Origin of the sequence: Rhodopseudomonas sp. G2_2311 (assembly GCF_047501505.1) — a bacterium.
Lineage (GTDB): Bacteria > Pseudomonadota > Alphaproteobacteria > Rhizobiales > Xanthobacteraceae > Rhodopseudomonas > Rhodopseudomonas palustris_H.
The window spans coordinates 1-11,947 of the sequence record NZ_JAZDRK010000040.1 but is presented as its reverse complement, the minus strand read 5'-3'; the positions used below and the strand labels follow the sequence as shown (position 1 = coordinate 11,947).

The 11,947-nt window shown below is 64.8% G+C and carries 14 protein-coding genes; 1 reads left to right on the top strand and 13 read right to left on the bottom strand.

Going from position 1 to position 11,947, the window contains the following annotated elements:
* On the bottom strand, positions 1-767 hold a 767-nt coding region (locus VRZ08_RS24850), incomplete at its 3' end, for a peptidase (protein WP_414534233.1).
* A gap of 160 nt (positions 768-927) precedes the next feature.
* Between VRZ08_RS24850 and VRZ08_RS24845 the strand changes: the two genes are divergently transcribed.
* Complete coding sequence (locus VRZ08_RS24845) at positions 928-2,676, top strand: hypothetical protein (protein WP_414534232.1); 1,749 nt, start codon at positions 928-930, stop codon at positions 2,674-2,676.
* 52 nt (positions 2,677-2,728) lie between these two features.
* Here the strand turns inward: VRZ08_RS24845 and VRZ08_RS24840 are convergent, their stop codons facing one another.
* From VRZ08_RS24840 to VRZ08_RS24785, 12 genes are all read right to left on the bottom strand, one after another.
* A complete protein-coding gene (locus VRZ08_RS24840; RefSeq protein WP_263989930.1) occupies positions 2,729-3,457 on the bottom strand; it encodes a hypothetical protein in 729 nt (242 codons plus the stop codon).
* A gap of 124 nt (positions 3,458-3,581) precedes the next feature.
* On the bottom strand, positions 3,582-3,836 hold the full coding sequence (locus tag VRZ08_RS24835) for a hypothetical protein (RefSeq protein ID WP_414534234.1): 255 nt from the start codon (positions 3,834-3,836) through the stop codon (positions 3,582-3,584).
* 188 nt (positions 3,837-4,024) lie between these two features.
* Complete coding sequence (locus VRZ08_RS24830) at positions 4,025-4,798, bottom strand: thioesterase family protein (RefSeq protein WP_107346753.1); 774 nt, start codon at positions 4,796-4,798, stop codon at positions 4,025-4,027.
* A 153-nt stretch (positions 4,799-4,951) separates the two neighbouring features.
* Positions 4,952-5,920, bottom strand: coding sequence for an NAD(P)H-dependent flavin oxidoreductase (locus VRZ08_RS24825; RefSeq protein WP_414534230.1), 969 nt, complete (start codon positions 5,918-5,920; stop codon positions 4,952-4,954).
* Positions 5,921-6,065: 145 nt separating this feature from the next.
* Entirely contained in the window at positions 6,066-6,740 is a 675-nt protein-coding gene (locus tag VRZ08_RS24820; protein ID WP_414534229.1) for a hypothetical protein, read from the bottom strand.
* A gap of 52 nt (positions 6,741-6,792) precedes the next feature.
* The gene (locus tag VRZ08_RS24815) at positions 6,793-7,374 is read right to left on the bottom strand and encodes a YqaA family protein (RefSeq protein WP_414534228.1); all 582 of its coding nucleotides are present in this window, start codon (positions 7,372-7,374) and stop codon (positions 6,793-6,795) included.
* Positions 7,375-7,475: 101 nt separating this feature from the next.
* Positions 7,476-7,871: a phosphoribosyl-ATP diphosphatase gene (gene hisE / locus VRZ08_RS24810; RefSeq protein ID WP_414534227.1), complete on the bottom strand. Its 396-nt coding sequence runs from the start codon at positions 7,869-7,871 to the stop codon at positions 7,476-7,478.
* 104 nt (positions 7,872-7,975) lie between these two features.
* On the bottom strand, positions 7,976-8,374 hold the full coding sequence (locus tag VRZ08_RS24805; RefSeq protein WP_414534226.1) for a hypothetical protein: 399 nt from the start codon (positions 8,372-8,374) through the stop codon (positions 7,976-7,978).
* Between the two features lie 186 nt (positions 8,375-8,560).
* A complete protein-coding gene (locus VRZ08_RS24800; protein WP_414534225.1) occupies positions 8,561-9,520 on the bottom strand; it encodes a Gfo/Idh/MocA family oxidoreductase in 960 nt (319 codons plus the stop codon).
* 1 nt (position 9,521) lies between these two features.
* The gene (locus VRZ08_RS24795) at positions 9,522-10,376 is read right to left on the bottom strand and encodes a class III extradiol dioxygenase subunit beta (RefSeq protein ID WP_414534224.1); all 855 of its coding nucleotides are present in this window, start codon (positions 10,374-10,376) and stop codon (positions 9,522-9,524) included.
* Complete coding sequence (ligA, locus tag VRZ08_RS24790) at positions 10,376-10,765, bottom strand: protocatechuate 4,5-dioxygenase subunit alpha (RefSeq protein ID WP_107346236.1); 390 nt, start codon at positions 10,763-10,765, stop codon at positions 10,376-10,378. Before ligA ends, VRZ08_RS24795 begins: the two co-directional genes overlap by 1 nt.
* Before the next feature lie 158 nt (positions 10,766-10,923).
* Positions 10,924-11,838 (bottom strand): amidohydrolase family protein, encoded by a 915-nt coding sequence (locus VRZ08_RS24785; RefSeq protein ID WP_414534223.1) that lies wholly within the window; start codon positions 11,836-11,838, stop codon positions 10,924-10,926.
* Positions 11,839-11,947: the final 109 nt, after the last annotated feature.

The following is an 11,947-nucleotide window of genomic DNA, read 5'->3' as shown; positions in this document are numbered from 1 at the left end:
ATCCCCGCCGCCACATTTGGGTTGCTTCGCTGCACCACTCGGCCTTCCAAGGCCGCGCCGGATACGCTGGTGCCGGGAATGGCGATTCCGATGTCGCCGAGGTCGCGGCATTGGCCGCCGAGGAGCTGGCCGACGCTGTCGAGGGCTGCGACCGGCAGCAAGTTCAAGGCGCCGCAACGACGGAGCAGAGTGGTGCAGCTTTTGCTGCCGGCGCTGGTCACGATCAGCGTGTTGCTGGCGTTGCACTTGGCGACGGCGTCCGCCAACGCGAAGCCCGGATACCAGGGGCGTTCGAACGCTCCGGCACCAATCAGGATAATGTCGGCGCCATGATCGAGCGCCCGCGTGATCGCGTCGGCCAGATCGGCCTGTCCGCACACAGATCGGGCATCACTGAAGATCGGTGCTAGCAGCCCGCGGCACATCGGCGCGATGCCTTCCACCGACCGGCAGGGTTGCCCGAAGAGGAGGCTGGCCAGATGGGTGGCTTGGGCGCTTGGGGGGGCGTCGTCGCCGGTGTGCTGGGCGACTGCGGTGTTGAGCGGCTTGAGGGGCGCGCCGATGAAACAATCATGGGTGCGGTCGACCAAACCGTCGAGCAGGGCCACGGTAACATCGCGCTCGCCGCCGCCGAACGCGAACAGAAGCTCCTGGTGGAGCTCGCTTCCAGACACGCCAACCATAACCCCGCCCGTATCTTCCGCCGTTTCACATACGATGCACTCGCATGTCGTTGCCTGCTCGCCCGCATGCAACCGACGGTACATGTCTCTTTGTTCCTCAATTTTTCAATCGGTCAAGAGACATCTTGCATAATCCCTTATTGGGTCGAGTTCCGCCTCCTTATCGATGGGCCCCCATCGTGAAAATGGCGTGATAGACGCGTGAAAAGTGCTATTTTGACCGGAGAGGCAGGAAGGATACGGGATGACGGCGGCGAATTCGGAGCGGTACGCGCTTCGGCTGCTTGGACCCTTCGAACTCACGGAACCCAGCGGGCGCCGGGTCGAGATCACCAGCAAGAAGGGCATCGCCGTCGTCGCAATGCTCGCCTTGTCGCGTGATGGCGCGCGCACCCGCGGCTGGCTGCAAGACCGGCTGTGGGGCAGTCGGCGCAAGGCCGAAGCTGCCGGCAGTCTGCGCCGCGAGCTATCGAACCTGCGCAAGCTGCTGAACGCGAACGGTGCCGAGCTGCTGCTCAGCGATCGCGATCGCGTACGTCTTCGTACCGACCTGATCGACATCGACCTGTTTGCCGCGCGTCCTGGCCGGGCGGTCGGAGAATTGCTGGAAGGTGTCGATATTCCGAGCGAGCTTGGATTCGGCCAATGGCTGCGTGAGCAGCGCGACGCCCTTGTGCCGCCCGCGAACGATATCGTGGTTTCGGCGGTGGCCGGCGGCGCGACGACGCTGCCGACCCATATCGTCGACATCTCGACGCCGCCGGTGGGCTTCGCCGGCCGGCCCGCGATCGCGGTGCTGCCGTTCGCCAACGCCACCGGGGACGAGGCGCTGGACTACGTGGCCGAAGGCATCGGCGAGGAACTGATCGTCGGGCTGTCGCGCATCCGCTGGCTGCCGGTGATCTCGCGCAACTCCAGTTTCTCGTTCACCGAGCGGGACGACCGCAAGCTGATCGGCCAGCGCCTCGGGGCGCAGTACCTCGTCGAGGGCCGGCTGTATCGCGCCTACGACTCCTATGGGGTGTCGGCCTCGCTGGCCGAGGCGATCACCGGCTATTCGCTATGGTCGCGGCGGTTCACGCTGCAATCCCCGGCGGCGCATGACGAGCTTGTGCAGTTCGTCAACGAACTGGTGGCGCAGCTCGAAAGCCGGATCGACCACGCCGAGCAGATCCGCATTCGCGGCAAACGGCAGGACAAGCTCGGCGTCAGCGATTTGATCTGGCGCGGCCGCTGGCATCTCAACCGGCTGACGCGCGCCGATTCCGAAATGGCGCAGAAGCTGTTCGCCGAAGCGCTGGCGCTTGATCCGAACTCGCCCGAAGCGCTGATCCAGGCGACGGCGGCGCTGGCGTGGTCGATCTGGGCCGGCCGCCAGCCACAGGATCAGATCCTGCGGATGCGCAAGCTGGCGCAGCAGGCGATGCTGGCCGATCCCGACGACGGGCGCGGTTTCATGCTGGCCGGCATCGCCGAGATGTGGCTGCGGCATCCCCTCGAAGCGAAAAACCTGCTGAAGCAGGCGATCACGCTGACGCCGAGCCTGGCGCTGGCGCACGCTCAGCTTGGCGGCTGCTTCAACCTCGCCGGCGAGCCCGATCGGGCGATCGTTCAGCTCAAGACGGCGATGCGGCTGTCGTCGAACGATCCCAATATCTTCTATTCGCTGGGCGAACTGGCGCTCGCCTACACCATGCTGGGACAATGGCCGGAAGCGATCGAACATGCCACGCTGGCGCTGGCACGGCGCCCTGCCTATTGGTACGCCCATGTTCTGAAGATCAACGCGCTGGTACGGATGGGGCAGCTCGACGCGGCACGGATCGCCTGCGACGAGCTCCTCGCCATCAAGCCGAACTTCTCCAAACGCTTTCTGGACTGGCTGCCGTTCGTCGATCGCACCTGGGTCGATCACTTCGTCGAAGGGCTGAAGTTGGTGCCCGGTCGGCCTGCGAATTGGCCGGAGCGGGAAGCCCAGGAAACCGCTGCGTAGTAGTAATCTGGCTAACATGAGCAGAGGCGCATTCGCGCCGCTGCTATCTGCGTCAGATCTGTTGTGCAACCTGCTCGAGGCCCATGGCGCGGGCGAGCTTACGAACTTCCTGCTTCTGATCTTCGCGCAGCTGGAACAGCAGCGGCATCGCGGCGTATTTGAGCTGCTGTACTTCGGCGCTGTCCGGATCGATCGCCGGGGTGCTGCGGTCGCGGCCGCGCGCGGTCGCATGCAGCTTGCGGCCGATGGCGCGCAGCGCCTGCTCGACCGACGGCCAATAATATTCCTGCGACGACGACAGATTGAGGCGGGTCTTGATCTGTGCGATCTGGCCGTCGCTGAGCAGTGCTTCCTTCGCAGCCGGCTTCGGCTTTGGCTTCTGGACGGGAGTCGTGGCGATCACCGGCGGCAGCTTGGTGACTGCTTTGGGCGCGGCGACGCTTTGCTCCGAAGGGGCGGCCTCCGGGATTGCTGCGACCGGCAGATCATCGGCCGCGTAGGCGAGCTGCAGCGGCTTGGCCGGCACGGTCGCGTCCGCCGTGGTGGTCGCGGCCGGATCGTCGGCGGGCTGGTCTTGCGCGGCTTGAACCTCAGCTTCGTCCGGCTGCAGCGCGACTTCGAGCTTGTCGGCCTTGAATTCACGGTTGCTGACGGGACGCTCGACCGCGGCCACGCCGGCCAGTCCCGCGGCGGGAACGCTGGCGCGGGCCAGAATGCTGGCAGCGGACGCGCTCGCCAGGAGCACGCACACCAGCGCAGAAAGAGTGACGGTCTTGGTCAAGCTGATCTCCGTCGCGGCGACGAATAGAGGTTCGTATCGCGCAAGAATGCAGAGGAAATATGGCTGTTAGTGGTAACTATGAGCAGTTCCGCGGGGCGCCTGGTTCCGTGCCCCGTGCCGTCGATCAGGCTGCCGCATACATCGGCATCTCGGCCAGCTCATAGGCTTCCTGGATATCAGCGACGATCTCGGAAGCTTCCCACAGCGCATCGGGCGCGACCGACTGGATACTAATCGTCCAGTTGCCGCCCTTGCGGGTACGCGGTGTCCCGACGATTTCGAAGCGTACGTCGCGGCACAGCGGATGGCGATGCAGCGCGTGAGCGACCCGGATGCGGAGTTCGTCGAGGGTCGCGAAAGTCTTTTCGACATGCAGCATGGCGAGGTCCACTTCGGCTGTGGTGTACGCCAACGATGCAGGATCAGTCGTCGAAAGGGCCCCGCATCGCGGCGGCCCTATTGATGTGCCAGGATGGTTAATGCGGTGTTAAACTGATTCTGAGGGCTTGGCCGCCTCGTTGAAATACCTGGAGTGATCCCTGCTATCCACAGGCCTGCGCAGTCAGCTCAGCGCTGTTCGACCACGAGGTTCTGGATCGCGCGCCCGAAATAACCGTGGACGTCGGCGAGCTTCGACGATGCGATCCCGGCGCCGTCCGGCCCCAACCACATCTCGGAATTCAGCAGCACCCAGTCGCCGACCGGCTGCCGTGCGAAGAACACGTTGAGGTCGGCGTTGATGAAGGTCCAGTGCTTGAAGTCGAGGATCGACGAGGTCGCGTTGCTGAAGTCAGAGGCGACCACCGCGCGCATCGCCTGCGAGGTCGGTTGCCCTTCGACCAGGGCGCGGTCGGCGCGATACCAGGTTGCGCCGGGGCCGATCTCGCCGAAGCCGCCATAGACCTTGCGCAGCGACATGCCGCCGACGAACGGATTGCGGGTAAAGCCGGGGTCGAGCACCGGGCAGTCGTCGGGATGCGGCACGTCGAGCGGCGGATGCTCGATATCGTCCGGCAGATCCGGCGGGGCGACGCGAATCTTCAGCACGGTAGCGCCGACCACGATGACGCCCTTCGAGAGCAGCCGCACGGCGCAGAGCTGAATCTTGCGGCCTTCGCGCAGTACTTCGGTCTGGTAGGTCAGCGGCCCCACCGGGACCGGGCGCAACAGGTCGACGGTCACCCGCGAGATCTGCATCGGCGACGGGGTCGGGATCTGTTCGGCGAGGTAAGTAACCAGGGCAGACGGCGGAGAGCCGTGCTGCATCGTCGGATCCCACGGTCCGGCCGCGTTCGGGCTGGTTTCAATATTGATGCCGTCGATGCGATAGATGGAGTCCATGCGGTGACTTCCACGAGCTGAGCTGACGAGATCGAAGCTCCCGTCATTACGAGCGAAGCGAAGCAATCCAGGGCGCGGTGCACGGAGCTGGATTGCTTCGTCGTTTCACTCCTCGCAATGACGGGAGTAGCAGAGGAGACGACGGTTATCGCCTCACAGCGGCGGGTCGATCGCCTCGTCGTATTCCTTCTTGAAGCGGGCGATCAGTTCGCCGGCCGGCAGCACGTCGTTGATGCTGCCGATGCCCTGGCCGGCTCCCCAGATTTCCTTCCAGGCCTTCGGCTTGGCGCGCTCGCCGGCCTCGTCGGTGCCAAAGTTCATCTTCGACGGATCGGACTGTTCGAGATTGTCCGGGTCCATGCCGGCCGCAACGATCGACGGCTTCAGGTAGTTGCCGTGCACGCCGGTGAACAGGTTGGAATACACGATGTCGTCGGCGCCGGAGGTGGTGATCATCTCCTTGTAGCGGTCGACGGCGTTGGCTTCCTTGGTGGCGATGAAGGCCGAGCCGATATAGGCGAAGTCGGCGCCGAGCACCCGGGCGGCGCGGATCGCGCGGCCGTTGGCGATCGCGCCGGACAGCGCGATCGGGCCTTTGTACCAGGCGCGCGTCTCGGTGACGAAGGCGAACGGCGATTGTGTGCCGGCATGGCCGCCGGCGCCCGCCGCGACCAGGATCAGGCCGTCGGCGCCTTTCTCGACAGCCTTGTGGGCGAACTTCTGGTTGATGACGTCGTGGAAGACGATGCCGCCCCAATTATGCGCGGCTTGGTTCAGCTCTTCGCGGGCGCCGAGCGAGGTGATCAGCATCGGGACCTTGTGCTTTTCACAAAGCGCGAGGTCGGCATCGAGCCGGTTGTTGGATTTGTGCACGATCTGGTTGACGGCGAACGGTGCTGACGGACGCTCCGGATGCGCCTTGTCGTAGGCGGCGAGCTCTTCCTTGATCTGGTGCAGCCACTCGTCGAGCAGCGCGGCGGGACGCGCATTGAGCGCCGGAAACGACCCGACCACGCCTGCCTTGCATTGCGCGATCACCAGCTCGGGACCCGAAATAATGAACAACGGTGAGCCGATCACCGGGACCGAGAGGCGGCCCTTGAACAACGCAGGCATGGGCATTTCGAGTTTCTCCTTGTTTGTTGTGTTTGGCGGCGCGGCCGCGGCGACACAAAAGCAAGCGAGGAACAGACCTGCAAGGTGGGATTTGGCGAATTCGTAGCGTTTCGGCGCAAGCGCACGTTTCGTCGCAGTGGTCAGCCGCTGACTACTGGCACCATGCCCGTGTGACGAAATTTTCCGTTCGGCAATCGCCCGGTTCGCGCGGCCGCCCGGGAATCAACACCTTGGCTGAACACTTCTCGGTCGCATCGACGCCGAGGCTCTTGCCGCCGCCATAGCCCTTCGACCGGCACAGGATGTCGGCTGCCGCCTGGCAGTCGGCACCGCTGCCCGGCGCCGCGGGACAGACCTGACGTCCGCTCACCATCGAGGGCACGATCGGCGCCGATGATGCAGCCGGAGCAGGCGGCGCAGGCGGAGTGGGCGGCGGCCTGCCGCCGGGAGGTGGCGGAGGCGGTGGGGAAGCTGCCTGTGACGATGCAGGTGGGCCTGCCGGACTCGGTGGTGGCGGCGGTGGTGGGTTCGGCGGCGGAGGCGGCGGCGCGTCCTTGCTGTCACTGCCGAACGACGGCAGCAGCGACGTCGATGGCAGGAGCGACGACGGCGTCTTCAATAGCTTCTGGATTTCATCGACCAGGCCCGGATTGTCCGAGCGCGCCGGTGGAGGTGGCGGCGGAGGCCGGTCGGCCGGCGGCGGGGGCGCGTAATTCTGCGCCAGCGCGGGGCCGCCGAGCAGAGCTGTGGCGAATATTGCGGCTGTGAAAATGCCGACGCGGCGCGGCACGAGGCGCCAGCGCAAGCTGCGGTTCGAGATGGGCATGGCCCAGCCTACGCCGATGCGCCGGCGGAGAGAAGGCTATTCGCCGTCCCCGCTAGACCAGTTTGAAGGCGATGACGAAGCCGAGCACCAGCACCGCGGCGCCGATCGTCACCCACAGGCCGAGCCGCTTCTCGATCTGCTCGCGGATCACCACGCCATAGCGGTTCAGCACGACCGCGACGATGAAGAAACGGCCGCCGCGGGCGATGATCGAGAACAGGATAAACAGCCAGATGTCGTAGCCGGCAAAGCCCGACGTGATGGTGACGAGCTTGTAGGGGATCGGGGTGAGGCCCTTGAGCAGGATGATCCAGGCGCCCCATTCGGCATAGCCGGCGCGAAACGCCTCGACCTTGTCGCCATAGCCGTAGAGCTGGATCAGCCAGTGCCCGACCGAGTCGTACAGCAGGGCGCCGATCGCATAACCGACCACGCCGCCGGCCACCGACGTCACGGTGCACAGCGCCGCGTAGAACCAGGCGCGCTGCGGCCGCGCCAGCGACATCGGAATCAGCATCACATCCGGCGGCACCGGAAAAAATGAGCTCTCCGCGAACGAGACCAGCCCGAGAATCCAGAGGGCGTAGGGCTTGTGGGCGGCGTCGATGCACCAGTCGTAGATTTTGCGCAGCATGGAGCGCGATCAACCATTCCGTCGCCGGTTTGTCCATGGCGCAAAAGGCACAGATGCTGGAGAACGGGATGCCGGAGGCCGAGTGGAGAGAGGACGTGAGTTCAGTGACGCTTGCGCACCGCGCGGGCGTCCTGCGCGACCACGGGGCGCCGAGCGGCATGCGGCGTCGGCGGCTTGCCGATGCGCGTCTTCGGCAGCTTCTCGGCAATCCCGAGCAGGTTCTCGCGGCGGCGCATCTCGGCCCAGACGTCTTCCGGGCGCACGCCGGCCGAAGCCCATAGCACCGTGAGATTGTAGAGCAGGTCGGCGCTTTCGCGGATCACCGCCTCGCGGTTGCCGTTGACGGCGTCGATCACCACTTCGATCGCCTCTTCGGCGAGCTTCTTGGCCATCTTGCCGGAGCCGCGTTGAAACAGCCGAGCCGTCCGCGACGTCGCTGGATCGAGATCCCGCGCCGCGAGCACGGCGTGATAAAGGCGCTCAAGCGAATCAGCCATTTCAACAGCTTAGCTGATTTCGATGTCAGTCGTGTTAACGCAACTCAGGCGCGATATCCAACCTTAGAGGCAGGATGAGCACGCCTGAGCGTCGGTTCGGTGCGTTAATAGCCGTAGTAGTACGGTCGCGGGCCATAGGGTGCGCCATAATAGCGCGGTCCCCCGTAATACCCCGGGCCGCCATAGTAGTAGCGGTACCGGCTCTCATACGCGTCGCGCTGCGCCTGCGCGGCAGCGATCGCTCCGATGGTGCCGACGATCCCGACAAACGCTGCGGCAGCCGCGGCATTGCCATTGCCGCCACGCCGGGCGTAGCGGCGCTTCCGCGCGCTGACATCGGTCAGCGGAGCGGCCTCGGTCGCCGGTGCAGCGGTTTGAAGCTTGGTCGTGGGAGCGGCAGCGAATGCCGCAGTCGGCTCGAGCGCCGGCACGGCCAGCGCCATAGCGGTGACGATCGCGACGGTCCGGCCGCCCGACGACCACAAGGATTTGCGCTTCTGCATCTGTATCCTCCGCCTGACGGGTGTGTCTCGGTATCCGCCAAGACAACCGTCATGATGCAGCTAAGGTTCCACTTTGGAAACACAAGGCCGGACTGCGTGCGCGCCGATGGTCCCGCGCTTCAAAGAAAAATGGCCGGGACGAGCCCGGCCATTGCGCAGCGATGCGGCGAAGTAGGTGCGAAAGGATCAGCCCTTGGCGAGCTGCTGATCGAGATCGTGCAGTACCTGGTAGCAGGGCAGCACCTGGGCGACCGAGGCGTTCGGCTCGCGGCCTTCGCGGATTGCGGCGAAGAACTCGCGGTCCTGCAGCTCGATGCCGTTCATCGAGACATCGACCTTGGAGACGTCGATCTTCTCTTCCTTGCCGTTCACCAGATCGTCGTAGCGGGCGATGTAGGTGCCGTTGTCGCAGATGTAGCGGAAGAAGGTGCCGAGCGGGCCGTCATTGTTGAACGACAGCGACAGCGTGCAGATCGCACCGTTGGCGGCCTTGAGCTGGATCGACATGTCCATCGCGATGCCGAGATCGGGATGGATCGGTCCCTGCACGGCGTTGGCCTTCACGATCGGCGAGCCGGCCTGATAGGCGAACAGATCGACGGTGTGGGCGGCGTGGTGCCACAGCAGATGATCGGTCCAGCTGCGCGGCTGGCCGAGCGCGTTCATGTTGGTGCGGCGGAAGAAGTAGGTCTGCACATCCATCTGCTGGACGTTCAGCTCGCCGGCCTTGATCTTCTTATGCACGTACTGATGGCTCGGATTGAAGCGGCGGGTGTGGCCGCACATCGCCACCAGGCCGGTCTGCTTCTGCAGATCGACCACCGCCTGCGCGTCCGCCAGCGAATCCGCCAGCGGGATTTCGACCTGGACGTGCTTGCCGGCGCGCAAACAGTCGATGCCCTGCTGCGCGTGCATCTGGGTGGGCGTGCAGAGGATGACCGCATCGACCTCTTTGATCGCCAGGGCGTCGGACAGTTCGGTCGAGACGTGCTCGATGCCGTACTTCTTGGCGATTTCCTGGGTCGGCTCCAGCCGGCGCCCGATCAGCGACACCACCTCGACGCCGTCGATGTTCTTGATGCCGTCGAGATGCTTGATGCCGAACGCACCCGCTCCCGCGAGGGCGACCTTGATCGTCTTTGCCATGTCAGGCGTTCTCCAGAATGAGGTGGCCGACCGCGGTGTTGCTGGCCGGGACGTGGTAGAAACGGTGGGCGACCTTGGGCTTGGGGCCGCCTGAGACATCGCTCATCGCGCCGCGCGCGATCAGCCACATCACCAGCTCGATGCCCTCGGAGCCGGCTTCGCGGACGTAGTCGATATGCGGCTTCTTCGACAGCGCATCCGGATCGTTGATCAGCTGGTCGAGGAAGGCGTTGTCCCATTCGCGGTTGATCAGGCCGGCGCGCGGCCCCTGGAGCTGGTGGCTCATGCCGCCGGTGCCCCAGATCTGCACGTTGAGGTCTTCGTCATAGGACCGGATGGCGCGGCCGATCGCCTGGCCGAGCATGTAGCAGCGCCGGCCCGACGGCACCGGATACTGCACGACGTTGACGGCGAACGGGATCACCGGGCAGGGCCAAGCCTGCGGCTCGCCGCACATCAGGCTGAGCGGCACGGTGAGGCCGTGGTCGACATCCATCTTGTTGACGATGGTCAGGTCGAAATCGTCCTGGATCACCGACTGGGCGATGTGACCGGCGAGCCGCGGATGGCCGATCACCTTCGGCACCGGCCGCGGTCCCCAGCCTTCGTCAGCCGGCTGATACTCGGCCGCGGTGCCGATCGCGAAGGTCGGAATCAGGTCGAGGCTGAAAGCCGTGGCGTGATCGTTGAACACCAGGAAGATCACGTCGGGCTTCTGGTCCTTCAGCCACTGCTTGGAGAACTCATAGCCCTTGAATACCGGCTTCCAGTAGTCTTCGTCGGTCTTCTGCATGTCGATCGCCGCACCGATCGCCGGCACGTGCGAGGTGTAAACGCTGGCGGTGATACGGGCCATTACTTCTTCTCCCCGACGTAGCGATTGCCCTCGATCGGGCGGCCGCCGCCGACCATCATGTTGCGGTACTCTTCTTCGGTCATTCCGGTCATCGAGCCCGCCATTTGCTGGAAGCTCTTGCCGTCGGTGGCGCCGATCTTGGCGAGGAAGTAGATGTTGCCGCCGAGCGCGATGCAGCGATTGAGGTCGCGATCCAGCACCGCCTGCTTCTGTTCCTCGCTCATCGGCCATTCGTCGAGATAGGCGCGCTCGTCCGCCTTGAAGCGGGCGCGGTTCTCGGCCTTCATCAGCGACATGCAGAACTGGTTGAGATGATAGCCCTGGCGCGACATGTCGGCATCGAAGATCGTGGTGCCGGGCACGTCCTTGTAGGGTTTGTCGAGGGGCATCGCGGGGTCTCCTCTGGAATTTGGTTATGGTTCGTCATTGCGAGGAGCGAAGCGACGAAGCAATCCAACTCAGTGCTCAGTGCTCTGGATTGCTTCGCGGAGCTTGTCATCAGGCCGGCCAAAGGCCGGACCCGGTGGCTCGCAATGACGGCAGTGAATTACTTCTCCTCCGGCCAGTACAGCCGCATCGGGTTGTCGACCAGTAGCTTGCGCTGAAGTTCCGGCGTCAGGGCGATGTGCGGGATGAAGTCGACCAACAGGCCGTCGTCCGGCATGTGGCCCTTCAGGTTCGGGTGCGGCCAGTCGGTTCCCCACAGTACGCGATCCGGGAAGGTTTCGACGATGCGGCGGGCGAACGGGACGACGTCGCGATACGCGTTCTGTTCGCCGTTCAGCGCCGGCGGACCGGACACCGAGAGCCGCTCCGGGCAGCTCACCTTCGACCAGACGTTGGTGTGCTCGCGCATGAATTTGACGAACAGCTCGAACTCGGGGCCGTCGACCGGCTTGGTGACGTCCGGGCGGCCCATGTGGTCGACCACCACGGTGGTCGGCAGCGAGGTGAAGAAGTCCCACAGCTCGGGCAGGTCGACCGCCTCGAAATAGATCACCACGTGCCAGCCGAGCTGTTTGATGCGCCCGGCGATCTCGACCAGTTCGTCCTTCGGGGTGAAGTCGACCAGCCGCTTGACGAAGTTGAAGCGGACGCCGCGGACGCCGGCCTCATGCATCGCCTGCAGTTCGGCATCGGTGACGCTGCGCTTCACCGTGGCGACGCCGCGCGCCTTGCCGCCCGAATTGATCAGCGCGTCGACCATCGCCCGGTTGTCGGCGCCGTGGCAGGTCGCCTGCACCACGACATTGCGGGCGAAGCCGAGATGGTCACGTAGCGCGTAGAGCTGCTGCTTCGACGCGTCGCACGGCGTGTATTTGCGCTCCGGTGCGAACGGAAACTCGTCGCCCGGCCCGAACACATGGCAATGCGCATCCACCGCGCCCGGCGGCACCTTGAAGGCCGGCTTCGAGGGGCCTTGGTACCAATCCAGCCAGCCCGGGGTCTTTTCGAATTTCATTTCGATACTCGTCTCAAGTCAGCACCGCTTGAACGCAGCGCTAGTTAAAGTCCGCGTCTATTTCGCCTCGGCCTCTCCGCTCCCCTCCCCCTTGGGGGTAGGGGAGCGG

What these genes read in the sequence shown, in the direction of transcription:
- VRZ08_RS24845 (WP_414534232.1), top strand. Translation starts at nt 928, where the DNA reads ATGACGGCGGCGAATTCGGAGCGGTACGCGCTTCGGCTGCTTGGACCC.
- VRZ08_RS24835 (WP_414534234.1), bottom strand. Translation starts at nt 3,836, where the DNA reads ATGCTGCATGTCGAAAAGACTTTCGCGACCCTCGACGAACTCCGCATC.
- VRZ08_RS24830 (WP_107346753.1), bottom strand. Translation starts at nt 4,798, where the DNA reads ATGGACTCCATCTATCGCATCGACGGCATCAATATTGAAACCAGCCCG.
- VRZ08_RS24825 (WP_414534230.1), bottom strand. Translation starts at nt 5,920, where the DNA reads ATGCCCATGCCTGCGTTGTTCAAGGGCCGCCTCTCGGTCCCGGTGATC.
- VRZ08_RS24820 (WP_414534229.1), bottom strand. Translation starts at nt 6,740, where the DNA reads ATGCCCATCTCGAACCGCAGCTTGCGCTGGCGCCTCGTGCCGCGCCGC.
- VRZ08_RS24815 (WP_414534228.1), bottom strand. Translation starts at nt 7,374, where the DNA reads ATGCTGCGCAAAATCTACGACTGGTGCATCGACGCCGCCCACAAGCCC.
- hisE (WP_414534227.1), bottom strand. Translation starts at nt 7,871, where the DNA reads ATGGCTGATTCGCTTGAGCGCCTTTATCACGCCGTGCTCGCGGCGCGG.
- VRZ08_RS24805 (WP_414534226.1), bottom strand. Translation starts at nt 8,374, where the DNA reads ATGCAGAAGCGCAAATCCTTGTGGTCGTCGGGCGGCCGGACCGTCGCG.
- VRZ08_RS24800 (WP_414534225.1), bottom strand. Translation starts at nt 9,520, where the DNA reads ATGGCAAAGACGATCAAGGTCGCCCTCGCGGGAGCGGGTGCGTTCGGC.
- VRZ08_RS24795 (WP_414534224.1), bottom strand. Translation starts at nt 10,376, where the DNA reads ATGGCCCGTATCACCGCCAGCGTTTACACCTCGCACGTGCCGGCGATC.
- ligA (WP_107346236.1), bottom strand. Translation starts at nt 10,765, where the DNA reads ATGCCCCTCGACAAACCCTACAAGGACGTGCCCGGCACCACGATCTTC.
- VRZ08_RS24785 (WP_414534223.1), bottom strand. Translation starts at nt 11,838, where the DNA reads ATGAAATTCGAAAAGACCCCGGGCTGGCTGGATTGGTACCAAGGCCCC.